We start from the raw sequence: 23,955 nt of genomic DNA on the forward strand, positions 1-23,955 counted from the left end.
CGCCCGCCGGGCAGTGAGCCGCGGCTGTGCCATTCTTAACAAATGGCAGAAATCAAGCAGTCCTCGAAGCTGGCCAACGTCCTGTATGACATCCGCGGGCCGGTACTCGAGCACGCGCAGCGCATGGAGGCCGAAGGCCACCGGATCCTCAAGCTGAACATCGGCAACCCGGCGCCCTTCGGGTTCGAGGCGCCGGACGCGATCCTCGTGGACATGATCCGCAACCTGCCCACTGCCCAGGGCTACAGCGACTCGCGCGGCATCTTCTCCGCCCGGACCGCGGTGTCCCAGTACTACCAGAGCCGCGGAATCCAGGACATCGGCGTCGACGACGTGTACCTGGGCAACGGGGTGAGCGAGCTGATCACGCTCACGCTGCAGGCGCTGCTCGACAACGGCGACGAGGTGCTCGTTCCTTCCCCGGACTACCCGCTGTGGACCGCGTCGGTCGGGCTGGCCGGCGGCAAACCGGTGCACTACCTCTGCGATGAGCAGGCCGGCTGGTGGCCCGACCTGGAGGACATCGAGGCGAAGATCACGCCCAACACCAAGGGCCTGGTGCTGATCAACCCGAACAATCCGACCGGTGCCGTTTACCCGCGCTCCATCATCGAGGGCATGGCGGACCTGGCCCGCAAGCACGACCTGGTGCTGTTCTCCGACGAGATCTACGAAAAGATCCTCTACGACGACGCCGTCCACATCAACACGGCATCCGTCGCCAAGGGCGTGCTCTGCCTGACCTTCAGCGGCCTGTCCAAGGCCTACCGCGTCGCCGGTTTCCGCAGCGGCTGGGTAGCGATCTCCGGGCCGAAGAAGCGCGCCGCGAGCTTCATCGAGGGCATCAACCTGCTGGCCAACATGCGCATGTGCGCCAACGTCCCGGCCCAGCACGCGATCCAGACCGCGCTGGGGGGCTACCAGAGCATCAATGACCTGATCCTGCCCGGCGGCCGGCTGCGTGCCCAGCGGGACAAGGCGTACGAACTGCTCAACCGGATTCCGGGGGTGAGCTGCCAGCAGGCCATGGGCGCGCTGTACCTTTTCCCGCGCCTGGATCCGGAGGTTTACCCGATCCAGGATGACGAGAAATTTGCGCTGGACCTGCTCAAGGAGCAGAAGATCCTGATTTCGCACGGCACCGCGTTCAACTTCCCGACGCCGGACCACTTCCGGCTCGTGACCCTGCCCGACGTCCCGGACATCGAGGACGCCGTCGGCCGGATTGCGGAGTTCCTCAGCCATTACAAGCCCTAGGCTTCTGGGGCCCGCCCCGCCGGTGGGGTACCGTGGGAGCACATTTCAGACCCGCCCGCGGCGCGTCCGCGACGGACGAAAGGGTGCGCCGTGGCCAAGTTGGTGGACTTCAGGAAGAATCCCGCGGACCTGCTGAAGGCGCGGTCCGGCTTCAGGCTGGCCGACGTCGACCCCGCCGCTGCGCCCGGCTACAGCGGTGGCAAGAAGGACGGTGCCGCGCTGCTCGCGGCCCAGGACGACCTGCTGGCCGGACACCAGGAGCAGCTCTTCGCCAGCGGCCGGTTCGGCGGCAAACAGTCCGTGCTGCTCGTGCTGCAGGCCATGGATACCGCGGGCAAGGGCGGCATCGTCAGCCACGTTGTCGGCGCGGTGGACCCGCACGGCATCCAGCACCACGCCTTCAAGGCGCCGACGCCGGCGGAGAAGCGGCACGATTTCCTCTGGCGGATCCGCCGCCAGCTCCCGGAACCGGGCATGCTTGGCGTGTTTGACCGGTCCCACTACGAGGACGTGCTGATTCACCGGGCGCGCGGGCTCTCGCCGCTGGACGTCATCGAGCAGCGCTACGAGGCCATCCGGGCCTTCGAGGAGGAACTGGTCGCGGGCGGGACCCGGGTGGTGAAGGTGATGCTCCACATCAGCCCGGAGGAGCAGAAGCGGCGCCTGCTCAAGCGGCTCGAGCGCACCGACAAGCTGTGGAAGTACAGCCCGCAGGACATCAAGGAGCGGGCGTTCTGGGCCCAGTACATGGAGGCCTACCAGATCGCCATCGAGCGCACGAGCACGGAGACAGCGCCGTGGTACGTGGTGCCGGCGGACCGGAAATGGTACGCCCGGGTGGCGGTGCAGGAGATCCTGCTCGGGACGCTGAAGGCAATGGACCTGAAGTGGCCGCGGCCGGACTTCGACGTCGCGGAAGAGCGCCGCAAGATTTCCCTCGCCTGACGGCCCGGCGGAGGTCTACTCTTCCGGGCGCGCTTCGGCCAGGCGCCGGCGGGCGCCTTCGAGCCACTCCTCGCAACGCTTGGCCAGGGCCTCGCCGCGCTCCCACAGTGCGAGCGACTCCTCAAGGCTCGCCCCGCCCGCCTCAAGCTTGCTGACCACGGCGACAAGCTCCTCACGGGCCTGCTCGTAGCTCAGCGCGGACAGGTCCGGTGATGCCTCGGTGCTCATGATTTCGCGTTCTCCTTCATGCTGTTCTCCTGCGGCCGGTTCCGGCGCGCTTCTGCGTGCAGTTCGCCCGCTGCCACCCGGATCCGCAGATCCGTCCCGTCGGGGGCCTGGTCCGGGTCGCGCACGACCGATCCGTCGTCGAGCTGGACCACTGCGTAGCCGCGGTCCAGGGTCTTCTGCGGGGACAGGGCGCGGACCTGGGCGCGCAGGTGCGCAAGGGTGTCCTCGGCACGCGCCACGGACGTGGCCGCGGCGGTGCGGGCGCGGCTGCGCAGCCGCGTGACGTCGTCGGCCCGGAGCGTGACCATGCCCTCGGGATTGACCAGCACCGGCCGGGACCGCAGCGAGGCGAGCCGGTCCTGCTCGGTGTGCACCAGGTGCGTGACCCTGCGCCGGAGGCCGTCCCGGGCCTGGCGGACCCTGGCCAGCTCCTCGGCGACGTCGGGCACGATCCGTTTGGCGGCGTCGGTCGGCGTGGACGCGCGCAGGTCGGCGACCTCGTCCAGCAGCGGCCGGTCCGCCTCGTGGCCGATCGCGCTGACCACCGGGGTCTCCGCGGCGGCCACGGCGCGGATCAGGTCTTCGTGGCTGAAGGGGAGCAGATCCTCCAGCGAACCGCCGCCGCGCGCGATCACGATCACGTCGACGGCGGGATCGGCGTCGAGCTCGCGCAGCGCCGCGGTCACCTGGGCGACGGCAGTGGCCCCCTGGACCGCGACTTCACGGATCTCGAACTCGACGGCGGGCCAGCGCAGCGCCGCATTGCGCAGCACATCCTTCTTCGCATCCGAGTCCCGGCCCGTGACGAGTCCGATGCGGTGGGGGAGCAGCGGCAGCCGCCGCTTGCGTTCCGCGGCGAACAGCCCTTCCGCGGCCAGCGCCTGGCGCAGGATCTCGATGCGCGCCAGCAGGTCGCCGAGGCCGACGGGCCGGATATCGCGCGACTGCATGGAGAGCCGGCCGGTCTTCATCCAGAAATCCGGTTTGAGCTGTGCCACGACGCGGGAACCGCGCTGCAGCGGGGCCGCAAGCTGGTCCAGCACGCTGCCCCAGATGGTCACTGAGAGCGAGATTTCCGCGTCGGTGTCCCGCAGCGTGAGGTAGCAGGCGTTGCCGCGGCGGTTCAGCTCGATGATCTGGGCTTCCACCCAGGCTGCAGGGGCGCGCTCAATGTGCATCTTCAGCTTCTGCGAGAGCACGTGCAACGGCCACGGATTGTCAGCCGATGTCTCGGCGGCGGTGGCGGGCGCGGTCACCGGCATTGAGGGCAGCATCTGCTCGCTCAAGGGGCCACCTGACGCATCCTGGTTTCCGTAAGCACTCCACCACTGTAGCCACACCCGCCGACACTGCCGGCCGCTGTCCCCACGCTTCCCGCCCCCGGGGTGGGTCGGAGCCGGCGGGAGCCCGCGCCGTTGGAGGCAGGCTCCCGGTTCCCGGTTAGCAGTGCGGACCCGGGATAGCAGAATTTCCCTATCTCCGGTCCGGGTTGCTAACGCGCCGGTCCGGGTTGCTAACGCGCCGGTCCGGGCCCGGTGTCGCCCCGGCGCGCCCTCGGGCTGGTACGGTGCCTGTCGGTAGCGCGCCTAGGATGAGGGTGCCGTCCTTGAGATTCTGAGAGGTCCCATGCGCAGCTTCTTTTCCGCCCTCGCCGCCCTGTTGAGCCTGCTCCTGGCGCTGGTCGCCGTGCCTGCCGTCTGGGTGGACCGGAACATCGTGCAGGAGGACGGGTTCGCTGCCATCGCTGGCCCGCTCGGTTCGGATAAGCAGTTCCAGTCCGCCCTGTCTTCGGCCCTCGCCCGGGCGTCGCTCTCCGGCAGCCAGCTCAGCGGGCCGCTGCAGGCCGCGACGCAGCCGGTGGTGGAATCCCTGGCCAAGTCCGCAACGACGCTGCCGGGCTACGATGCGGCCTGGACCGAAACGCTGCGCCGCAGTCACCGGCTCACCTTCGCGGACCCGTCCACGCTCCCGCCGGAAGCTGATGGCGCCAATTCCCTGACGCTGGATGTGGCGCCCTTGGTGGACCTGGTGCTGAAGAAGGTCTCCTCCTCGGTCGGTGTGCCCATTGCCGCTCCGAAGCAGGCGCTGGTCAGCGTCGGCCAGTCCAGCCAGCGGCAGCTGATCGACCGGCTCAAGACCTACGCACCCCTGGGCTACTGGCTGGCGGCGGGAGCCCTGATCGCGTTCCTGCTGGGCCTAGTGCTCGCGCGCCGGCGGGGGACCATGCTGCTGCTCACCGGCGTCGGCCTGGCCCTGGTGGCATGGCTTTGGAAGATCGGCGAGGGACTGGGCGTGCAGTTCGCCCAGGGAACGTCCAGCGGCAGCCAGGTCGCGGACCTGTTCAAACGCCAGTTCGCCGCGGCGGCAGCGCAGAGCTTCGACGGCTGGATCATCACGGCGCTCATCGTGGCGGCGGCGATGGCGGTCCTCGGCCTGGTACTGCGGGTCTTCGCCCGTCGCTGAACCGGACGGTTCCCCGAAGAGTGGCCGGGGCCCGACCGGTAGCATGGAGGCATGACCACAGCAGCAGTTTCCGTGCCGATGCCCTCTGTGCCGCGCAAGCGCCGCAGCCCGGAAGAAATCGCCGCCGCCGGGGAGGTGGCAGGCCCGAAGAAGGTCCTGCTCGCGGCGCCGCGCGGCTACTGCGCCGGCGTGGACCGCGCGGTGATCGCCGTCGAGAAGGCCCTGGAACACTACGGGCCGCCCGTCTACGTCCGCAAGCAGATCGTGCACAACGTCCACGTGGTCAGCTCGCTCGAGGCCAAGGGCGCGATCTTCGTGGACGAAACCGACGAGGTGCCCGAGGGCGCGCTGGTGATTTTCTCCGCCCACGGGGTCTCCCCGGCCGTCGTGCAGTCCGCCGAAAACCGGGGGCTGCGAACGATTGACGCGACCTGCCCGCTGGTGACGAAGGTGCACCGCGAGGCCGTCCGCTTCGCCAAGGACGACTACGACATCCTGCTGATCGGACACGACGGCCACGAGGAGGTCGAAGGCACCTCCGGCGAGGCGCCCGAGCACATCCAGGTGGTCAACGGCCCCCACGAGGTGGACAAGGTCCAGGTCCGCGATCCGGAGAAGGTCATCTGGCTCTCGCAGACCACGCTGTCCGTGGATGAAACCATGGAGACCGTGCGCCTGCTCAAGGACCGGTTCCCGACGCTGCAGGATCCGCCCAGTGACGACATCTGCTATGCGACCTCCAACCGCCAGGCAGCGATCAAGAAGATCGCCCCGCAGGCGGACCTGGTGATCGTGGTCGGCTCCGCCAACTCATCGAACTCGGTGCGCCTGGTCGAGGTCGCGCTCGAATACGGCGCCAAGGCCTCGCACCGGGTGGACTTCGCCAACCAGGTGGACGAGAGCTGGTTCGCGGGAGTCGGCACTATCGGCGTGACCTCCGGCGCGTCGGTGCCCGAAGTCCTCGTGCAGGATGTGCTCCGCCTGCTCGCAGAGTACGGCTACGGCGACGTCGAGGAAGTGGTCACTGCCGAGGAAGACCTGCTCTTCTCGCTGCCCAAGGAACTGCGCGCCACCCTGAAGGAGGCCGGGGACTCAAGCCGCAGCCTCGGCGGCCGCGGCTCCCGCCCGGCCAGCTAAGCGACGTCCTGCTCCTCGTCCTGTTCCTTGCTGCCCGGCAGCAGTTCCGGCGCTGACAGGGACCTGGGCGAGGGCTCCACGAACGGCGGGGTCGCCAGGCCCTCCTTGTTGAGCGCGTTGAGCTTCCTGGCAGTCGGCAGCACCCGGCCTTCGAGCGTTCCGACCATCGCGTTGTACCTGTCCACTGACGTCTTCAGCGACGCCCCCAGCTTGCCGGCGGCTTCGCCGAGCGTGCCCATCCGCGTGTACAGCTGCTGGGCGAGTTCGAACACTTCCTTGGCGTTGTCCGTCAGCACATCCTGGCGCCAGGTGAATGCGACGGACTTGAGCGTTGCCAGCAGGGACACCGGTGACGCCAGCGCGACGTTGCGGGCCAGGGCATGGTCCAGCAGCCCCGGGTCCGCCGAAAGCGCCGCGGCGAGGATCGATTCCGCGGGCACGAAACAGATCACCAGCTCCGGTGTGTTTGCGGCCGCTTCCCAGTACTTCTTGCCCGCCAGCGCATCCACGTGCGCCTTCAGGGCCTTGGCATGCGCTGCGAGCAGGTCCTTCCGCTGCGCTTCGGATACCCCTTCGGCCGGCAGGTCCTGGGCCTGCAGGTACGAGGCGAGCGGCACCTTCGCGTCCACCACAAGCTGCTTGCGGCCGGGCAGCTGCACGACCATGTCCGGCCGGAGCGCGCCTTCGGAGCCGGCCGTGTGCACCTGCTCGAGGAAGTCCACATGCGGCAGCATCCCGGCGGCCTCCACCACGCGGCGCAACTGGACTTCTCCCCACTGGCCGCGGGCGCTGTTGGACTGCAGTGCGGCCGAGAGGCTCTGCGTGGAGCGCAGCAGCTGCTCGTCGTTCAGCCGGGCCTGGCGCAGCTGCTGGGAGAGCTGGCCGAACTGTTCCACCCTGTCCCGCTCCAGCAGGGCCACCTGGGTCTGCACCAGGCTCAGTTTCTCCGCCACCGGCCCGAGGGCACGCAGGACGGTGTTCTCCTGCTCATCCATGCTGGCCAGCTGGGCATTCTGGGTCGCGAGCAACCGGCGCTCCGCGTCCGCGGCCGCCAGCTCGGCGCCCGCGGAGGAGAGCCGGGCATTGAGCTCCGCCAGTTGCGCCGCGCTCGCGGCCTCCCGGCGGCGGCCGGCGAAGACCGTCACGGCCGCCCCCAGACCAACGCCTAGGAGCAACATCAACACTGCAAGTACCGCCACAAAGCCGTTCATGCTTTTACCTTCGCACGCAGCTCCGACAAACCCGCGGAGCGTCGCCCGCATGGCCGGCTCGGGCACCGCCGGAGGAGGAGGTGCCGGTACAATCGACTACCGTGGCTCTTACTATCGGCATCGTCGGACTGCCCAACGTCGGCAAATCAACGCTCTTCAACGCACTGACCCGCAACCAGGTCCTCGCGGCGAACTATCCCTTTGCGACCATCGAACCCAACGTGGGCGTTGTCAGCCTGCCCGACCCGCGGCTGGAGAAGCTGGCGGAGATCTTCGGGTCCCAGCGGATCCTGCCGGCCACGGTGTCGTTCGTAGACATCGCCGGCATCGTCAAGGGCGCATCCGAAGGCGAAGGCCTGGGCAACCAGTTCCTGGCCAACATCCGCGAGGCGCAGGCCATCGCCCAGGTCATCCGCGTCTTCGATGATCCCGACGTCGTCCACGTCGACGGCAAGGTGGACCCGCGCTCCGACATGGAGACCATCAACACCGAGCTGATCCTGGCCGACCTGCAGACGATCGAGAAGGCCGTCCCGCGGATCGAGAAGGAAGTGAAGCTCAAGAAGCGCGACGCTGCCGAGCTCAACGCGATCCTCAAGGCCAAGGAGGTGCTCGAACGGGGGGACACCATCTTCTCCTCAATCGCGAGCGACAAGCTGGAAATGGAGCACCTGCGCGAACTGAGCCTGCTCACCGCCAAGCCCTTCATCTACGTCTTCAATGCGGACGAGGAGATCCTCGGCAGTGCCGAAAAGCAGCAGGAGCTGCGCGACCTCGTCGCTCCCGCGGACTGCATCTTCCTCGACGCCAAGCTGGAGTCCGACCTGGTCGAACTCGAGCCGGAGGAAGCGCGCGAGATGCTGGAGATGAACGGCCAGGAGGAATCCGGCCTGGACCAGCTCGCCCGCGTCGGTTTCCACACGCTGGGCCTGCAGACCTACCTCACGGCCGGCCCGAAGGAGACGCGTGCCTGGACGATCAACCAGGGGGACACGGCTCCGCAGGCGGCCGGCGTCATCCACTCCGACTTCCAGCGCGGCTTCATCAAGGCCGAGGTGGTCTCCTTCGACGACCTGGTTGCTGCCGGGTCCATGGCGGAGGCCAAGAGCCGTGGCAAGGTCCGCATCGAAGGCAAGGACTACGTCATGGCCGACGGCGACGTGGTGGAGTTCCGCTTCAACGTCTAGCACGTGGGCACAGCGGACGCCCGGCGGCCACGATCTCCCGGGTGCGCTTGGCGAATGCGCGGGCGGTGTCGACCGGCATTCGTACCAGCAACATTTCGAGCTCACCCGCCGCGTCCGCATCCAGCGGTTCGTCGTCGTCATCAGCATCGACTTCGGTGTACGGGTGGGCCTCAAGGACAACCCGGGACGTGGTCGGGTCCCGCCCCAAGCTCATGGCGCCGGTGCGAAACAGTTCCTGGACGGACTCGAGCTGGTCGTTGTCGACAAGTTCAACGGGGGTGGTTGTGGGAACGCTGAACGGGTTGCCCTCGACGGTGAGAAGCTCGTCGAGAATTTCGTCGATTTTCTCCGCGAGCAGAGCCGCCTGCTGTTTCGCCAGGGCAACGCTCACCACCTGCTTACCTGCGCGCACCTGCAAATAGAACGTGCAACGGCAGCGTGGTCGCGAACGTGCCCGGCCGCACCAGCCTGGCCTTCGATCACATACGCTCGGCTCAAAGGTCATGGCCGAAGACAGCACGGGTACGGACCAGGCAGACGGCCAGGTGATCATCACCGACAACCAGGTCACCCAGGCTGTGAAACCAGGAGCGCCGAGCGGCAAATACACACTTCCGTCTGGCGCATCGTCTCTTCGGACTCGCACCCGATCGAAGGAACGTTCACTCTCACCGCGGAGAAGCCGCCCCCGGCTCGCCGGCGGCCGCTGGAACCCACCCCCGGCTGCGGCCGCTCAGCAGCCCGGCGCCGGTCTTCCCTGGGGCGTGATTGCCGGGGCTCTGATCGTCCTTGTTCTCGTAGCCGTCCTGATTGTCGTCGCCAAACGCCAGCTCGGCCGCCCCGACCGCGAACCCTGGGGCGAACCCAGTCCCCGTCCGGTTCGCGTTGCACTGCCGCCCAAGGCCGCCGGCTGCTGTGGGCCGGAGCCCGACCTTGCCGCGTAAGCAAGACCACCCGGCAGTTGTCGCCTCCGGGCCGAAGGGCCGACAACCTGTATCACCTTTTTGCTCAGCAATGTCCGGACAGGGGAGGCGCAGCTCAGAACGACTGAGCCAGAGGCTTATGTGTGTATTTGAGTTCGCTCTCGCCCGGCTCGGTTGCTTTGGCCCCGGACCGGCCGCGCGCCGGGGCGAGTCACCCAGTCGCCCTGCGCCGCCAGCCCGGTGTGGTGATCCACTGAGGCGTCCGCGCCGTGGTTAGGTGAGGCGTGACTGAAGAACAGATGAACTGGCATACCCGGCATAAGAGTTCCTTGAGCTCCGGGCAGCGGGCCGCGGATGTGATGCGCAACGGCATGGGGAGCTGGCCCTTCGTGGGCGGCTTCATTCTCTTCATGGTCCTGTGGGCTGTGGTGAACTCCATCATCCTGGGCTCACACGGCTGGGATGCGTATCCCTACATCCTGCTGAACCTATTCCTGTCCATGCTGGCGGGCCTTCAGGGCGCGATCCTGCTGATCGCGGCCAAGCGTCAGGATGCCATCGCCGCGGCCATGGCCCAGCATGATTTCGACACGAACGTGCGGGCCAAGCAGGAGATTGAGCAGCTAATGGCCATCAACAGGCAACAGCTGGAGATCCTGCACGAGTTGAGCAGCGTCACCCCCGCCTCCGGCCGCAGGAAGGACATGCATCACCCTGACGGGGACTCACCGGGCACGGAGAAGGGCCCCGGGTGCTGAACGGCGCGGTGCCCTCCCTGTTCCGGAAAAACCAGTGAAATCCGATGATCCGCGGGACCCGGTTCTTGATGCTCCGGCGTCCGGGAGAACGAGGATGGCCTTGACGGTGTCCGGAAAGAAACAGCGCCATCTCTACAATGCCTCCGACGCAGCCACCCCGCAGCGAGACTCCTCACCCGTGAACTGAATGCCACAGTTGCGGTCACCGGCGTTTTGGTAGTCGTTGCCCCGAAGAGCATGACCGTCAGGCAGAACCCCTACGAAGGCGCAATGGTCTGAGACCGGCAGCTCCTGCGGTGGCTCAGCGACCGTCCGAACTTACCTGCGGCCGGGCAGATAGCGGCACACGGCCCGGCACGTGGCACCGAAATCCGCCGGCCGTGGTGGACCCCGTGTCCTGTCCCCGCAGCACGAATTCGCCACCGGTGCGCAGCAGCGGACACCGGGATTACTCCGCGCCGGCAGAGGGGATCGTCTCTGACCCGCCGGCGCGCCGCGCGGTGGTCGCAGCAGAGGTCCCTTTACCCCCCTGCTCCCGGCCGATAGCCTGACAGGGGTCCGCGGTGGTGTCATGGCGGCTCGTTCGTTGGCCCGAGAGGTTGGCTTTCTGCGATGGGATTTGAGGATTCAGAAGAACCGGGTGCGCCGAAGAGGAGTGCTTCGAATGGCGGCGAAACTCCGGGAAGCGATCAGCGTCAGTCGCTGCAGTTGGCCTCGGCCGTGATGTTCGTGGCTGAACTCGACCGTTCCGTCGCCTTTTACCGGGAGTTCCTGCGATGGGACGTGACCATCCACGACGAGTCTGCGGCATTGCTGGTCGGCCCGGACGGATACCAGCTGTACCTGCGCAGCATGGGAGAACGTGCGGAACACCCCTTGGGCAACATTGGCATCCAATACCTCATCTGGACCGCCCGGGACGAAGCGGAACTGGACCGCTGCGAGCATGCGTTGCGGAAGCACTCTTCCCGGGTCAGCCGGCGGACAGTAGAGGGTTTCACCCTGGTCGAGGGGCACGGCCCTGACGATGTGCCGGTGATCGTGACCTATCCGGGACCGGCACAGGCACCCCGGCACGAGATCCTGCAGAGAATATACCAATGGTAAAAGGCCAACAGACAGGCCGCTGATCCCCTGCCCATCGGCTTGTAGCCGCCCACCCTGGAAATAGTGGCTATCCGGACACGACCTGCCGCGCAGCGCCGGGCCGCAGTCGGCGCCCGGCCATGATCGTGGGGGCAATATTGCCCTTTTTCACCTCTTGGGCCATGTGTTGTGCGCCGTGTACCAAATCCGTACCTCCCGTCTTCAGGAATTGTCCCAGTTGCCCGAACTTCAGCACCGGGGCATCGAGCCGATAGACTCCGCCCGCCGGTCCAACGCCGACGCCGGTATCGTAGACGAGCTTGCCACCTAGGTAGCTGGTGTACGCCAGGACGCCGGTCCCGATCATCCCCGTGGCGATATAGGCAACGGTCGGCTTCCGGTGGGTGGTTCGCCATATCGCCATGCCCGCCGCGACGGTGGCGGTGAGGAAATTCAGGTTGCGGTGGGTCATCAGCATGTCCATCGAAGCACCCTGGACGTTGACCTCCTCACCTGCGATCAGCCCGGTGACGGCGGAGGCCACGGCGGACGCCGCCGCAATACATACCGCCTGCCTCCCAAACGACAGGAGCGGCTCGTTGTTGGTCATGCCGGCGATGAGGTCCGCGCCGACCGATACCGGCAAGAATGCGACCGGCACATGGACGAAAGCGGGATGCATCTGTTCCAGGCGTATGGACACGGCGTCCACTCCTCAAGAGATTCGAAAAAGGCTAACGGTATTGCGGACCGAAATTACTTGATCCGCATAAATCCGGCCTGCCAGGGACCGGTCATCCAAACATACGCCGTCACGGCCTCCCCCGGGCGGCTTCCCACAGTCCCGGCCCTCCTGCCCCACGCGGTAGGCGACCGTGATCATCCCGCAGCCCGTGTCGTCCGCCGTCCTCGCGCTGCTCGTCGCGGGAGAGACCTTCCGTCGTGGCGCCTGCCGCCTGGCGTGTTCGGCAAGGGCGCGCCGAACGCTCCGACTCCGTCGACCGACGGAGGGTCTCTTTGAGGTCCTTGACCGGCTCGGCTTCGACCTGTCGCCGGGCGGCGATGTCGTCCAGCTGAGGGGTGCACGTTCCCCGATGCTGCAAGGCGGCACCCGCAGGTTGTCTGCTCTGTCCACCTCGGACGCGTGCAACACTTACTCGACGGCGGCGGCCCGCCGGGCATGCGTCTGCTCCCTTTCGTCCAAACAAGTCCGTGCGTCATCACCCGGCCCTGAACCATTCCGCCGGCACCGAACCGGCGCCGGTTGGGCGCCGGCTCGAGTCTGATAGCGATCCAGTGCACCCTCTCGGGATCGGGAGAGCATAATGTCACCGAGGACGAACTCCCACAGGGGTTTCGCCGCTTCGGGCGTCATGGTTCCAAGGAAGGTATCTGCGCCTAGCCGTAAGTCAGCGAGGAGGACAGGGAATGTCGACTGCAACGGATGTTCAGGTGCGCCGGGTCTACGATGCGACCAGGGACGACGACGGCATACGGGTTCTGGTAGACCACACCTGGCCCCGCGGTATGACCAAGACCAAGGCGGCACTTGACGAGTGGTGCAAGAACGTCTCCCCGTCAACGGAGCTGCGCAAATGGTATGGCCACGATCCTGCCAAATTCGACGAATTTGCCAAGCGCTACAAGGCTGAGCTTAGAGATCCGGTCAGGGCGCAGGCGCTTGAGCATCTGCGCGAACTCGCCATGGGCCAACGACTGACGTTGCTTACGGCAACCAAAGCCGCCGACATCAGTGAGGCCTATGTCCTGGCCGATCTGATCGGACGGTAGTCACCTTAGGTCGGGCGCACCCCAAGAGAGGGACTCCCGGAAGGAACCGATCAGTGGCTGAGAGCGGGACAAACGCCGGCGCGGCCGGAGCTGATCCCGCCAGGCGGCGAGCAATGCGCATGGCGCGAGGATCGTGGTCCGGATGGACCGATCGGACGAATCCCCGGCCGCTTTGCACTCGGCCGTTCCAGAAGCGCGGATCCACGGCGTCGGTCTCCATCCGCCGATCAGCAAGACAAGGATACTCATGGGAATGTTCGCGATTGCCGCCGGTTTCTTTGCTCGCGGCTAAGAATCCAGCGCACACCCCCGTACGGACGGGCAGGGGTCCCGCGTCCCCCAGGTGCCGCCCAACCAGGCGCGCAGCTCAGACAGCGCCCAAACGATACGTGGTGCCCGGCCGCGCCGCACGAAGGACAAGCGCGCGGATCAGTGAGTTGGCGCCCTCACCAATAACATCATCAAACGCCGGGTTCGCCAGACAACCACAAATAAATGTTTCCGCAGGTCGATCGACGGTATGCCGGCTCCGGTACAGTCCGCAGGATGCCGGTGCCAGGTGCGCCACCGCGTTTCTTACCTCGCGCCCGCTCCTCGTGGAAGGTTCCGGGATTCCGTCGGACATACCGGTGCGGGCATGATGCTAGATGGATTGGCGGTAGCCGAAGAATTCGTGGTCGTTGTTGTACCCGCCTTCGCCGCCTCCGATTTGGGAAAAGTCTTTGACGAATTCGATGCCTTTGATCCATTTAACGAGTTTGAAGCCGAGTTGGACTTCGTTGCGCAGACGCAGTGGAGCGCCGTGTCCGTAGGACAGCGGCGCATTGTTCATGTCGTACGCGAGCATGGTGAGGTGGTAGCTCATCTGTTCGATCGGTTGCGCGTCATAGTAGATGCCGCCGTCGGATCCTTCGGCGAAGGAGTAGAAGATCACCCAGTTCGCCTCCGGGTCTGGCTGCACCAGGTCGATGATGGTCTGCATGGAGACGCCCCCCCATTTGGCCACGCCGGACCAGCCCTGGATGCAGAAGTGCTGGGTGATCTGCTCATGGTGGGCCAGATCGTGAAGCTGGGCCAAGTCTAGTTCCACCGGGTTCTTTACGAGGCCGGAGACCTGGAGACGGTAGTCGGCGAAGCCTGTGGCCAGAAGCGTTTTGTATTCAGTGGATTCGGGATACTTGCCGTTGTGCCACATATACGGGGAAATGTCTTTTTCGGTGTACCGACCCGGTTTTGAATCGAGGTGCTCGAACAGCCGTTGCGCCGGGCCGATGAGCGCAAACCCGATCCGCTGGACCATCCGCGGATGCCGGTAGGTGAGCGGGGTGACGCCCACCCAGATCACGATCATTATGGCCAGGGATGCGGCGAAGACCCAGAACCCGTACCAGTCGCCGGAGTTGCGGTCCGCGTACATGTAGTTGAAGTTCCGCAGCGCCTCTGTCGCGACGACGAGGGAGACGTGCATCACGATGAACAGCACGAACCAGACCAGGACCAGGAAGTGCAGCGACCGGGCGACCTGGATGCTGAAGACCCTGCTGATCCACCTGAATTTTGTGGACAATGCCGGCGACATGCCCAGCCCTGTGATGAACGCCAGCGGCGCGGCGATAAAGACCGTGATGAAGTAGGCCATGACCTGGAGACTGTTGTAGGCCACCCAGCTGTCGTCGGTTGGCCAGTTCAGGGAGGCATACTGGATGGACATCGAGAGAGCATTGGGGATGACGTCCCAATCGGTGGGCACCAGGCGGAGCCACTGACCCGTGGTGAAGATGAGAATGTAGAAGATCAGGCCGTTGAGCAGCCACAGCGTGTCCATACCCAGGTGCCACCAGCGTGCCAGCCCGATCGAGTGCCGCCGGCCCGGCAGGCCCACGCCATCGGGGAGGGTGATGGAGTCCTGCTTTGCCGTGTACAGCGGGTCCGCGGGTACCGGCGTCTGCATCCGGAACCATTCCTTGCCCGGGGTTGAGTGACGGGTCCAGTACAGCCGGGGATGATCGGCAAGGACGGCTAACCCTGCCCGGATGATGGGGATCAGGAGCAACATGTTGAAGAAATGCTGCCACCCGATCCAGACAGGGAACCCGGCGCGGCCTTCGGCCCCGGGCGGAACAACCCGGCCTGGATACTGTCTGATGAACTCCGCCACGGTGGGGACACTACGCAGTCCCTTGGCGACGGCCACGGCCGTGATCAGCAGAACGAAGCCGATCGGCAGTAACCACAGCAGGTTAAACCATTTGCTTTTCCCTATGCGCACCCGCGGCGCCACCCCGAATTGCGCAGGGGCAGACCCGGCCCAGGAGTCATCGACGATGGTGTTCGCTTCCGTTGAGAGCTCCTCCCGGAAGCTGGCCGGCCTCCGCGCGCCCGTGGCGGAGACAGCAGACCGGGAACCGTCCGGGTTGTCCTGATTATCGTCACGTGCCACGGTGTGCCTCCGGTCGTTGATGCCCGTGCGGCTTCCGGGGATGCCTGGTGCCTGATGCTCAGATTACGCTTCACCCGTGGACAGGCAACGAAAGATCCGGGATGACGGGCGCAAAGTCCCTCAGCGCGGGTCGAGAGGCTGCTGACTAGGTACGCGGCGGTAATGGCGGGCTGGGGCCAGCGGGTTGACCTTTTCCCACGCGGTCGTACACTCACAGGTGGGGCCGCCGTCAGACCACGTACGGAGTGCATTCTGTGTGCCGCCTGCACGGGCGCCTGCCCCGTCTTCTGGACCGACGGACAATACTTCGGTCCAGCGGCGATCGTGAACGCCCACCGCTCGCTTCATCTTCGACTCCCGCGACGACGCCGGCGACTTGCGCCTTCAGGTCCTTAACGACAAGGAAGGTGTCTGGCGGTGCCGCACCGTTTTCAATTGCACGGAGGCTTGCCCGCGTGGCATAAAGGTCACTCAGGCCATCGCCGAGGTCAAACAGGCGATCCTCTCCCGGCGGATATGACGCTCCGGCGCCGGCGGGCACCCGGCTTGGCGGGGGCCGCCGGCGGACCGCGTCAGCCGGCCAGGAGCTGGCGCAGGACGTAGGGCAGGATTCCTCCGTGGGCGTAGTAGGCTTCCTCGGCGGGCGTATCGATCCGTATGACAGCCGTAATGTATTTTGCGCGCCCGTGGTCCTCGACCCGGACCGTGACCTCCCGTGGCAGCGGGGTATGACCCTCGATGCCGATGATCGAGTAGAGCTCTTCGCCGGTCAGGCCCAGGCTTTCGGCCGTGTCACCGTCCCGGAATTGCAATGGAAGGACGCCCATCCCGATGAGGTTGGAGCGGTGGATCCGTTCAAACGATCCCGCCAGGACGGCTTTGACGCCCAGCAGCAACGTGCCCTTGGCCGCCCAGTCCCGGGAGGAACCGGACCCGTAATCCGTCCCGGCGATAACAATCAGGGGAACCGCCTCGGCGGCATAGGACGTGGCAGCATCGAAAATGCTCTGTTGCCCGCCATCGGGGAAATGCCGGGTGAAGCCGCCCTCCACTCCGGGCACGAGCCGATTGCGCAGCCGGACGTTGGCGAAGGTCCCGCGGATCATGACATGGTGATTCCCTCGGCGGGAGCCGTAGGAGTTGAAGTCGGCCGCGTCCACGCCGTGTTCGGTGAGGTATCGGCCGGCAGGAGAGTCGTTCCGGATGGCTCCGGCCGGGGATATGTGGTCGGTTGTGACGGAGTCTCCCAGGAAGGCCAGTACCCTGGCCGCGGTGATGTCCCGGACCGGCGCTGGCCTGGCGGTCATTCCGTCAAAGTACGGTGGCCGCTGCACATACGTGGAGTGGTCATCCCAGGCGAACATGTCGCCCTCGGGGACCTGCATGCCCCGCCAGCGCCCGTCGCCGGAGCCGACGTCGGAGTAGCCTTGCGTGAACATTAAGCTTTCGAGGTTTTGGTCCACGATGGTCTTGATTTCCGCCGTCGTCGGCCAGATGTCGTGCAGATAGACCGGGTTGCCTTCCGGGTCCTCGCCGAGCGGATCGTGGAGCAGATCGGTATGCATGCTCCCCGTGAGGGCGTAGGCGATGACTAGGGGCGGGGAGGCGAGGAAGTTCATCTTCACTTCGGAGTGGATGCGGCCCTCGAAGTTCCGGTTGCCCGAGAGCACGGCTGCAACGGTCAGATTGTTTTCCGCGACGGCGGCGCTGACTTCCGGGATGAGGGGCCCGGAATTACCTATGCAGGTGGTGCACCCGTAGCCGACCAGATCGAAGCCCAGCCTCTCCAGGTACGGGGTGAGCCCTGATCTGTTGAAGTAATCGGTGACCACCCGGGATCCCGGAGCGAGGGAGGTTTTCACCCACGGTTTACTGCGCAGGCCCCGTTCGACGGCTTTCTTGGCCAGCAGGCCGGCGCCAATCATGACTGTCGGGTTGGAAGTATTCGTGCATGAGGTGATGGCCGCAATGACCACGTCGCCGTGGTCGAGGCTCGCCACCGTTCCGGCCAGCCCTAGCTGGACGGGATCGGATGGCCAGACGAAGTCCGTGTTGTCCTGGTACTTGCGGGGCGGGGCATCCCGGTGAACGCCGGGGCTTACGGCAATGGGGTCGCTCGCGGGGAAAGAGTGCTCGTCGGCATCATCGAGTCCGCCCTGCACGGCTTCTTCCTGCGCTTCCCCGGACAACAGACCGCGCACGGCACGGGATACGGCGCCCAGCGGGATCCGGTCCTGAGGCCGCTTGGGTCCGGCGATGGAGGGGACGATCGTGGCCAGATCCAGCTCGATAATCTCGCTGTAGTCCGGGACATGGTCGGGACGGTGCCACAGGCCCTGTTCTTTGGCATAGGCTTCCACCAGTTTGATCTGGTGCTCGGAGCGTCCGGTGAGACGCAGGTAGTCCAGCGTTTCATCGTCGATCGGGAAGATGGCGCAGGTCGACCCGTACTCCGGGCTCATGTTGCCCAGCGTCGCCCGCGTCGCCAGTGGCACGCTGGCCACTCCGGGGCCGAAGAAGTCCACGAATTTGCCGACGACCCTGGTACGGCGCAGAAGTTCGGCGACGGTGAGCACCAGATCCGTGGCGGTGGTTCCCTCGGGCAGTTCGCCGGTAAGTTTAAGCCCGACTACCTGCGGGATGAGCATGCTCATCGGCTGGCCGAGCATGGCCGCCTCGGCTTCAATACCGCCCACGCCCCAGCCGAGCACACCCAGTCCATTGACCATCGGGGTATGCGAGTCCGTCCCTACGAGCGTGTCCGGGTACGCGACCGGCCCGCGGGCACCATCCCGGGTGAAGACGACCCGGGCGAGGTATTCGAGGTTGATCTGGTGGCAGATGCCAGTGTCCGGGGGCACCACGAGGAAGTCATCGAATGCCCGCTGAGCCCAGCGCAGGAGCTGGTACCGTTCCTGGTTCCGCGTGAATTCCAGCTCCGCGTTGATTCCGAATGCCGCCGGGCTGGCGAAGGCGTCGGCGATGACCGAATGGTCGATGACCAGTTCCACGGGAATCAGCGGATTGATTCTCGTCGGTTCCCCGCCCAGGCTGGTCATGGCATCACGCATGGCCACCAGGTCCACTACGCACGGCACGCCAGTGAAGTCCTGCATCAGCACGCGGGCGGGAGTGTATTGGATCTCCGGGTTGGACGCCGACCGAGGGTCCCAGCCCCCGAGCGATGTGACGTGTTCGGGCGTGACCAGCTGGCCGTCCTCATTGCGCAGCAGGTTCTCCAACAGGACCTTCAGGCTGTAGGGAAGGCGGTCCGAGCCCTTGACCCGGTCCAGCCGGTAGACCTCATACGTCCTGTTGTCCACGTTCAGTTGGCCCCGCGCACCAAAACTGTTTGCCTTCATCACTGTCGCCTACGTTCGCTTGGGTCCGAAAGTTCGCGCCCGTGGAGATCGCGGGCGGTTAGCAGCAACCGGGAACTCCTACTCGATGAGCTTGCCGGTCACGGAATCGTCGGCGTCTGTGGAGCAGCCCGCGGATCTCATGATGCTACCCCCGGGGTAACCGCATCGGACCACCTGTACGCGACGGCCGCTCCTGCGCCGACGACACAGCCGGCGCCGCCCCGATGTCGGGCGGCCCCGTCAGCATCGCTCCTTTCATCGCTTGTTCCGACCGTACGCCAGGGCCCGCGGACATGCTATGGCCCCCGGAAACAAGGTCATCGGCTCCGGCAACAGTGCCGGCAGGCCCTGCCGGCACCCGTGATACCGGGGGATCTGGCGCGGAGGCCTGCCGTATCGTGCTGTCCTCGCTAGGTTCCCCGCCGTCTATGGCGGGATGAATCGATCTGCCGATGCGTGCAACCTGGGCCTTCGCGAGTTCTTCATTGCCGCCGATGAACAGCTCGTCCACGGTCCCCTCCCACAGTTCAAGCCACACGACGCGCGTGCGTGACACGGCGTTCAAGGGGGCTCAAGGACCTGCCCATCGGGACCGAGCTGGAGCCGGATGCCCCTCCGGTGCGGTCCAGAGCTGACCCTTCCAGGACCTGCCACGGTCAGCCGTTCGACTCTATGCGCGTGTTGCGGGGCGACCGTAGGCTCACCTAGATCTGAGTGACATTGACTGGAGGTGTTCTTGAATGGTGAGTAAGCCGCGGTTCGTCGACAAATTCATGCACGCGACGAACCATTTCAGGGCCGTGTTCGGGCCGGCCGACAGGAGCGACGCAAGCACGCCGGTCCTTCATAAGCACGACAATGCCGAAATGGCGTCGGAGGATCAACTCGCTGACATAGAGGTGGAACGGGACCCGCAGGGCCATGTTTGGGCGGAAGACAAGAAGCACGAAGGCTAGAAACTGGCCTCCACCGTCTTCCGGGGCGGGATCATCGTTTGGGTATCGCGGAGCCTCTTGGCTGACCGACGCAGGGCCCTTTGTCCCGAGCAGGATCAGGATCGTGACCAGGTGCCGGTCGCTGATCTGCACATCCTGGGCCGAGACGGCGGCTACCGTGACGAACGCTGCCACACCGGTTACGCACAGGGCGACGGAAGTGATGACCCGCGGTCCGGGGGACGTGCGGGTCGCCCATACTGTCGCGAGCGTGGTCACGACCAGCGCCACCGCACCGATGGGTTGCACCACGATCAGCGGTGAGAATCGCAGGCTGGTGAGCTGCAGCAGGATCGCGGCGCCCAGCATCACGGTTCCGGCCAGCCAGACGGGTTTGCGCAGGAGCGCCTGCAGGCGTCCGCCTCCCATGCTCCCGGGGCCCCGTCCCTGTGCCGGGCCCTCGTTCTCGACTCCGCGGTGCTGGAACATCGTGCCCAGCGCCAGCAGCACAGCCCCGGCCACGGCAATCGGAATGCCCAGCCAGTGGTACGACGTCAGGGCCCGCTCTGCGGCAGCGACCATCATCACACCACCCTACCCACCAACTCCCGTTGGGCCCGACCGGGCGGCAACGTCCTCAGCCACGAACGCAGCCGCTAGCCTTCGGCTCGGTGGTTTCCCGCTGTGATCGAAGCGAGGTCCCGCCGGAACGATTCGGGTTCATCGGTCACCGGTAGGTCGACAGTGTCCTTAGCCGCGTCGAGTGATTCGGTTGAGTCCGGCATGAGTGAGGTGAAGAGGGTGCTGAGGTCTTTTGGTTCGGGTCCGTGGTCGGCGATGAGTTCGAAGGTTTTGTGGTCGGCGGCGTCGATGTGGAGGCTGTCGATGGTGACGCGCGCGATCTGGTGGCGCCATCTGAGTTTACCCGCACGAACCGGGCCGGGCCGTCCCGCGGGCCCGGGCCGGGCGGACATGGGCAACGGGGAAGGACCGGGATGCTCTTCCTCGTTGACCGGATTCTCAGGCGCAAGTCCTTGGCCGGCCCGACCTCAGGCCCGTGTCCCGCCGCTTCGGTGGGCGCCTCCCGCTCCGCCGCGCAGCAGGGTCACCACATGTGCGTCCAGCTACCGCTGCAGGTGACGAGCAGCCGGAACGGCGTCTGGTCCACCGTGTAACCTTCCAGCGCATACACGGTGCCGGGACGGTCCGCCAGTCCTGTTCAGGAGGTCAGGATCCGGTGTTCACGCCTACGGGCATCGAGCAGCCGATTGTAGCTGCAGAAATAGCGCCGTTCCAGGAGTTAGCAGCGTCACGTTGGGGTGCCCTTGATATTGGCCCTGAAGGTTTCGGGCGCAATGTCCCTCGGTTCCGGTTCATGCTCTGACTTGTTGGGGAAAATTCGCCGGGGCAGTTCCCGTTTCGGCACTCCTTTCGGGCGTAATCTGAGGGGAGGGAAGCATTTTTCCTTACGTTTCTTCCGCCCCGCATGACGTGCCTGCGCAGCGGTCATTTGACCAACGACGCCGGAGAGGCAGCAGTGATTACCATGCACATCAAGGAACAATGGAGCCGGCTGGACGCCGCAACGCAGCAGTGGCTGATGGACAACCCGGGCAGCCAGGTGCTGCCGCGAACAGTGACGGCGACCATCAATAAGGAAACCGGCGAGAACGCCGACGTTGACCTCCACGGCGGAACGCTGCTTACCGAGGAGGACAGGGAGTTCATCCAGGCCAAGGCGCGCGCGGCGAAGAGTGCCCGGGAAGCGAGCAGGACCTGGTCCTCGGCGCACCGCTTCTTCGACGCCGTCGGCCACTAGCCCACCGTCCACTGAGCCGTCGGGCCCGGAGTCATCCTCTCTTCTGCGCGGTCCGTTGCCTGCGGGCCTGCGACCTCAGCTGGATGATCCTGGCGGCGCCCGAGGCGGCGACCAGCACGCCTCCGGCGACGGCTGCGATGAGCATGGCCATGCCCAGGGGGAGGGTGCCGTCGAGCCCGAGGAAGAGGATCCGGGCCTGCTGTTGATTCTGCAGGATGAAGATGATCAGCAGGATCAGCGCCACGAGGGCCACGACGACGGCGACCCACACCACGCCGGCACGCGTCGGCCGCGGCTTCGCCGACTCAGGCGGTGGGAGGGCCGGACCCTGAGCCGGTGCAGCGGCCGGCACTGCGGCCGAGGGCGCTGGAGCAACAGGTGCCGCAGCGCCCGTGGGCTCCGCGGGCGGATGGTCGGGAATGGATGGGGTGGACGTCATGGTGGTTGCCTTTCTGCTTGGCAGGTCTCAGCGGGGCCGGTACTGGTCAGCCACCGGACATTCGAAGGGTCCGCCGGCGGAGAGGCCTACCTCGTTGAGGTACCGGACCAGGATGGCGTAGGACGCGAGCAGGCTGGTCTCGGTGTAGGGGATGCCCTGCTCCCGGCAGCAGGCCCGCACCGCCGCGGCGGCCCGGTGCAGGTAGGGCCGCGGCATGGCGAAGACTCGCTGCCGGTGCCCAGCCCGAAGGTGATGGTCCACCGCGGCCGAACCGTCGGTATGTGGTCTTCCCGGGATCACTACGGCCACCGCCGCAGTGGCCCCTATTGGGGGCACGACCAGCGGCGGCGCCCAGAGCGTGTCTGTCCCGGTCCAGCGTCCGCAATAATGATGGCGGTGCGTGGCCGGCGGGTGGTGCTCACCTCCGACGCGGCTCGGCTTCTACTTCGGAAGCGGGTTTGGTTTTGGCGGTGGAGAGCACGATGACGCCGGTGACGGCGATGGCACCGGCGAGGGCGAAGCCGATGAAGGCTTGCGGCGGTGCGGCGTCTGCTTCGCCGAGGACGGTGATGCCGATCGTGACAGCAACGAGGGGGTCGATCACGGTCAGGCCCGCGACGACCAGTTCCGGTGTGCCGCGGGCATGCGCGTTCTGCACCATGAAGGTGCCGAAGAGGGCCGCGGCGGCCAGACCGGCGAGGCAGGTCAGGGAGAGCCATTCGAAGTTGCCTTGGAAGAGTCTGGCAATCACGGTCTTGGCCAGCGCAGCGACGAACCCGAACAGGGTTCCGGCCGCGCCGGTGAAGACGACGGCGTTCCACCGGCGGCGATATAGACCGTACCCGGTCCCAAGCACGGTGAGAACGACTCCGAGCAGGATCAGGATCGTGACCAGGTGCCGGTCGCTGATCTGCACATCCTGGGCCGAGACGGCGGCTACCGTGACGAACGCTGCCACACCGGTTACGCACAGGGCGACGGAAGTGATGACCCGCGGTCCGGGGGACGTGCGGGTCGCCCATACTGTCGCGAGCGTGGTCACGACCAGCGCCACCGCACCGATGGGTTGCACCACGATCAGCGGTGAGAATCGCAGGCTGGTGAGCTGCAGCAGGATCGCGGCGCCCAGCATCACGGTTCCGGCCAGCCAGACGGGTTTGCGCAGGAGCGCCTGCAGGCGTCCGCCTCCCATGCTCCCGGGGCCCCGTCCCTGTGCCGGGCCCTCGTTCTCGACTCCGCGGTGCTGGAACATCGTGCCCAGCGCCAGCAGCACAGCCCCGGCCACGGCAATCGGAATGCCCAGCCAGTGGTACGACGTCAGGGCCCGCTCTGCGGCAGCGACCATCATCACACCACCCTACCCACCAACTCCCGTTGGGCCCGACGGGGCGGCAACACCGGCGAGCACGCCCTGCAGAAGGAATTGAGCAGGCTTTCCGGGTCGCCGTGAAAGGGGTTGGTGAACCGGCGCACGAGTGAGCGGGCCAAAGGAATCCCGGGCGGCGAGTTGCGCATCGACTCCGAGGCGGCGCCGGCTGCTCGTCACCTGCAACTAACGCCAGGCTCGCCCCCGGCCACGCAGCCGGGGCTAGTTCCCGGAGGCCGGCTCCATGTCAGCGTCGCGCACCCGGAGGACTGCCAAAGGGAAGCTGCTTCCAGGCAGAACGAAGGCGACGTGTACGTCGTCTCTCCGTATATCGTCGAATCAACGTGTGCGATGGTGCCCTTGGTAGCCGCCGGGATCTTTACCTGCCGATATGGCCTGAGCTCACGGCGCGCGGTGACCCGGTCATTGAGGTTGAACATCCAAACTCCGATCCCAGCTGATGATCAGCCACCGGTCGTGCACATCCCGATTTTAGGACGGAGGTGCCCCGGCACACCACACCTGCCCTGCCCATTCGTCCCGCGATTCCTCGACGCAACACCCCACGCGGGAGCGGATGTGAAAAAAACTTGAACGCGAAGGCGACC

Annotated in this window: 20 protein-coding genes and 2 pseudogenes; 10 read left to right on the forward strand and 12 right to left on the reverse strand. The window is 66.1% G+C overall.

Annotated features, from left to right (window positions below; all coding sequences use genetic code 11):
• Positions 1-42 precede the first annotated feature (42 nt).
• The gene (locus tag KIH31_RS09600; RefSeq protein ID WP_214426910.1) at positions 43-1,257 is read left to right on the forward strand and encodes a pyridoxal phosphate-dependent aminotransferase; all 1,215 of its coding nucleotides are present in this window, start codon (positions 43-45) and stop codon (positions 1,255-1,257) included.
• A 90-nt stretch (positions 1,258-1,347) separates the two neighbouring features.
• On the forward strand, positions 1,348-2,202 hold the full coding sequence (locus KIH31_RS09605; RefSeq protein ID WP_214426911.1) for a PPK2 family polyphosphate kinase: 855 nt from the start codon (positions 1,348-1,350) through the stop codon (positions 2,200-2,202).
• Between the two features lie 15 nt (positions 2,203-2,217).
• Here the strand turns inward: KIH31_RS09605 and KIH31_RS09610 are convergent, their stop codons facing one another.
• The gene (locus KIH31_RS09610; RefSeq protein ID WP_214426912.1) at positions 2,218-2,430 is read right to left on the reverse strand and encodes an exodeoxyribonuclease VII small subunit; all 213 of its coding nucleotides are present in this window, start codon (positions 2,428-2,430) and stop codon (positions 2,218-2,220) included.
• Positions 2,427-3,704 (reverse strand): exodeoxyribonuclease VII large subunit, encoded by a 1,278-nt coding sequence (gene xseA / locus KIH31_RS09615; protein ID WP_214427240.1) that lies wholly within the window; start codon positions 3,702-3,704, stop codon positions 2,427-2,429. The genes KIH31_RS09610 and xseA overlap by 4 nt, the downstream gene beginning before the upstream one ends.
• 352 nt (positions 3,705-4,056) lie before the next feature.
• Here xseA and KIH31_RS09620 point away from each other — a divergent pair, with 352 nt between their 5' ends.
• Both KIH31_RS09620 and KIH31_RS09625 read left to right on the forward strand, forming a co-directional pair.
• Positions 4,057-4,893 carry a hypothetical protein gene (locus KIH31_RS09620; protein ID WP_214426913.1) on the forward strand — a complete coding sequence of 279 codons (837 nt, stop codon included), beginning with the start codon at positions 4,057-4,059 and terminating at the stop codon, positions 4,891-4,893.
• 51 nt (positions 4,894-4,944) lie between these two features.
• Entirely contained in the window at positions 4,945-6,030 is a 1,086-nt protein-coding gene (locus tag KIH31_RS09625; protein WP_214426914.1) for a 4-hydroxy-3-methylbut-2-enyl diphosphate reductase, read from the forward strand.
• Here KIH31_RS09625 and KIH31_RS09630 read toward each other — a convergent pair.
• On the reverse strand, positions 6,027-7,241 hold the full coding sequence (locus KIH31_RS09630) for a DNA recombination protein RmuC (protein WP_214426915.1): 1,215 nt from the start codon (positions 7,239-7,241) through the stop codon (positions 6,027-6,029). The genes KIH31_RS09625 and KIH31_RS09630 overlap by 4 nt on opposite strands.
• Positions 7,242-7,342: 101 nt before the next feature.
• Between KIH31_RS09630 and ychF the strand changes: the two genes are divergently transcribed.
• A complete protein-coding gene (gene ychF / locus KIH31_RS09635; protein ID WP_214426916.1) occupies positions 7,343-8,428 on the forward strand; it encodes a redox-regulated ATPase YchF in 1,086 nt (361 codons plus the stop codon).
• Here the strand turns inward: ychF and KIH31_RS09640 are convergent.
• Positions 8,418-8,855: pseudogene (locus KIH31_RS09640) on the reverse strand (DUF3090 family protein); the annotation flags it as partial. The gene ychF and the pseudogene KIH31_RS09640 sit on opposite strands and share 11 nt — an antisense overlap.
• Before the next feature lie 780 nt (positions 8,856-9,635).
• On the opposite strand from KIH31_RS09640, the gene KIH31_RS09645 reads away from it, so the two are divergent.
• Both KIH31_RS09645 and KIH31_RS09650 read left to right on the forward strand, forming a co-directional pair.
• Positions 9,636-10,109, forward strand: coding sequence for a DUF1003 domain-containing protein (locus KIH31_RS09645; protein WP_307857606.1), 474 nt, complete (start codon positions 9,636-9,638; stop codon positions 10,107-10,109).
• 612 nt (positions 10,110-10,721) lie between these two features.
• Complete coding sequence (locus KIH31_RS09650; protein WP_250545789.1) at positions 10,722-11,216, forward strand: hypothetical protein; 495 nt, start codon at positions 10,722-10,724, stop codon at positions 11,214-11,216.
• 67 nt (positions 11,217-11,283) lie between these two features.
• On the opposite strand, the gene KIH31_RS09655 is transcribed toward KIH31_RS09650, so the two are convergent.
• The gene (locus tag KIH31_RS09655) at positions 11,284-11,898 is read right to left on the reverse strand and encodes a DUF2231 domain-containing protein (RefSeq protein ID WP_214426917.1); all 615 of its coding nucleotides are present in this window, start codon (positions 11,896-11,898) and stop codon (positions 11,284-11,286) included.
• Between the two features lie 725 nt (positions 11,899-12,623).
• Here KIH31_RS09655 and KIH31_RS09660 point away from each other — a divergent pair.
• Positions 12,624-12,986 (forward strand): DUF488 domain-containing protein, encoded by a 363-nt coding sequence (locus KIH31_RS09660; RefSeq protein ID WP_214426918.1) that lies wholly within the window; start codon positions 12,624-12,626, stop codon positions 12,984-12,986.
• A gap of 643 nt (positions 12,987-13,629) precedes the next feature.
• Here the strand turns inward: KIH31_RS09660 and KIH31_RS09665 are convergent.
• Positions 13,630-15,426, reverse strand: a complete 1,797-nt coding sequence (locus KIH31_RS09665) for a molybdopterin-dependent oxidoreductase (protein ID WP_214426919.1) — start codon at positions 15,424-15,426, stop codon at positions 13,630-13,632.
• 240 nt (positions 15,427-15,666) lie between these two features.
• Between KIH31_RS09665 and KIH31_RS09670 the strand changes: the two are divergent.
• A pseudogene (locus KIH31_RS09670) lies at positions 15,667-15,946 on the forward strand (4Fe-4S dicluster domain-containing protein); the annotation flags it as partial.
• 52 nt (positions 15,947-15,998) lie between these two features.
• On the opposite strand, the gene KIH31_RS09675 reads toward KIH31_RS09670, so the two are convergent.
• The 3 genes from KIH31_RS09675 to KIH31_RS09685 all read right to left on the reverse strand — a co-directional run bounded on the left by KIH31_RS09675 (position 15,999) and on the right by KIH31_RS09685 (position 20,697).
• Positions 15,999-18,788, reverse strand: coding sequence for an aconitate hydratase (locus KIH31_RS09675; RefSeq protein ID WP_214426920.1), 2,790 nt, complete (start codon positions 18,786-18,788; stop codon positions 15,999-16,001).
• Between the two features lie 704 nt (positions 18,789-19,492).
• Complete coding sequence (locus KIH31_RS09680) at positions 19,493-20,308, reverse strand: hypothetical protein (RefSeq protein ID WP_214426921.1); 816 nt, start codon at positions 20,306-20,308, stop codon at positions 19,493-19,495.
• A 71-nt stretch (positions 20,309-20,379) separates the two neighbouring features.
• Positions 20,380-20,697, reverse strand: coding sequence for a hypothetical protein (locus KIH31_RS09685; RefSeq protein ID WP_214426922.1), 318 nt, complete (start codon positions 20,695-20,697; stop codon positions 20,380-20,382).
• Positions 20,698-21,209: 512 nt separating this feature from the next.
• Here KIH31_RS09685 and KIH31_RS09690 point away from each other — a divergent pair.
• Positions 21,210-21,542, forward strand: a complete 333-nt coding sequence (locus KIH31_RS09690) for a hypothetical protein (protein ID WP_250545790.1) — start codon at positions 21,210-21,212, stop codon at positions 21,540-21,542.
• 31 nt (positions 21,543-21,573) lie between these two features.
• Here KIH31_RS09690 and KIH31_RS09695 read toward each other — a convergent pair whose 3' ends face one another.
• The 3 genes from KIH31_RS09695 to KIH31_RS09705 form a co-directional block, all read right to left on the reverse strand.
• Positions 21,574-21,981: a lipopolysaccharide assembly LapA domain-containing protein gene (locus tag KIH31_RS09695; protein WP_214426923.1), complete on the reverse strand. Its 408-nt coding sequence runs from the start codon at positions 21,979-21,981 to the stop codon at positions 21,574-21,576.
• 27 nt (positions 21,982-22,008) lie between these two features.
• Positions 22,009-22,290, reverse strand: coding sequence for a hypothetical protein (locus tag KIH31_RS09700; protein WP_214426924.1), 282 nt, complete (start codon positions 22,288-22,290; stop codon positions 22,009-22,011).
• 109 nt (positions 22,291-22,399) lie between these two features.
• Positions 22,400-23,329 (reverse strand): multidrug DMT transporter permease, encoded by a 930-nt coding sequence (locus KIH31_RS09705; protein WP_250545791.1) that lies wholly within the window; start codon positions 23,327-23,329, stop codon positions 22,400-22,402.
• Between the last annotated feature and the right edge of the window lie 626 nt (positions 23,330-23,955).

The organism is Paenarthrobacter sp. DKR-5 (assembly GCF_018531425.1).
In the GTDB taxonomy this organism is placed as follows: Bacteria; Actinomycetota; Actinomycetes; order Actinomycetales; family Micrococcaceae; genus DKR-5.

What these genes read in the sequence shown, in the direction of transcription:
- KIH31_RS09600 (WP_214426910.1), top strand. Translation starts at nt 43, where the DNA reads ATGGCAGAAATCAAGCAGTCCTCGAAGCTGGCCAACGTCCTGTATGAC.
- KIH31_RS09610 (WP_214426912.1), bottom strand. Translation starts at nt 2,430, where the DNA reads ATGAGCACCGAGGCATCACCGGACCTGTCCGCGCTGAGCTACGAGCAG.
- xseA (WP_214427240.1), bottom strand. Translation starts at nt 3,704, where the DNA reads ATGCTGCCCTCAATGCCGGTGACCGCGCCCGCCACCGCCGCCGAGACA.
- KIH31_RS09620 (WP_214426913.1), top strand. Translation starts at nt 4,057, where the DNA reads ATGCGCAGCTTCTTTTCCGCCCTCGCCGCCCTGTTGAGCCTGCTCCTG.
- KIH31_RS09625 (WP_214426914.1), top strand. Translation starts at nt 4,945, where the DNA reads ATGACCACAGCAGCAGTTTCCGTGCCGATGCCCTCTGTGCCGCGCAAG.
- KIH31_RS09630 (WP_214426915.1), bottom strand. Translation starts at nt 7,241, where the DNA reads ATGAACGGCTTTGTGGCGGTACTTGCAGTGTTGATGTTGCTCCTAGGC.
- KIH31_RS09650 (WP_250545789.1), top strand. Translation starts at nt 10,722, where the DNA reads ATGGGATTTGAGGATTCAGAAGAACCGGGTGCGCCGAAGAGGAGTGCT.
- KIH31_RS09660 (WP_214426918.1), top strand. Translation starts at nt 12,624, where the DNA reads ATGTCGACTGCAACGGATGTTCAGGTGCGCCGGGTCTACGATGCGACC.
- KIH31_RS09675 (WP_214426920.1), bottom strand. Translation starts at nt 18,788, where the DNA reads ATGAAGGCAAACAGTTTTGGTGCGCGGGGCCAACTGAACGTGGACAAC.
- KIH31_RS09680 (WP_214426921.1), bottom strand. Translation starts at nt 20,308, where the DNA reads ATGATGGTCGCTGCCGCAGAGCGGGCCCTGACGTCGTACCACTGGCTG.
- KIH31_RS09685 (WP_214426922.1), bottom strand. Translation starts at nt 20,697, where the DNA reads ATGTCCGCCCGGCCCGGGCCCGCGGGACGGCCCGGCCCGGTTCGTGCG.
- KIH31_RS09690 (WP_250545790.1), top strand. Translation starts at nt 21,210, where the DNA reads ATGACGTGCCTGCGCAGCGGTCATTTGACCAACGACGCCGGAGAGGCA.
- KIH31_RS09695 (WP_214426923.1), bottom strand. Translation starts at nt 21,981, where the DNA reads ATGACGTCCACCCCATCCATTCCCGACCATCCGCCCGCGGAGCCCACG.
- KIH31_RS09705 (WP_250545791.1), bottom strand. Translation starts at nt 23,329, where the DNA reads ATGATGGTCGCTGCCGCAGAGCGGGCCCTGACGTCGTACCACTGGCTG.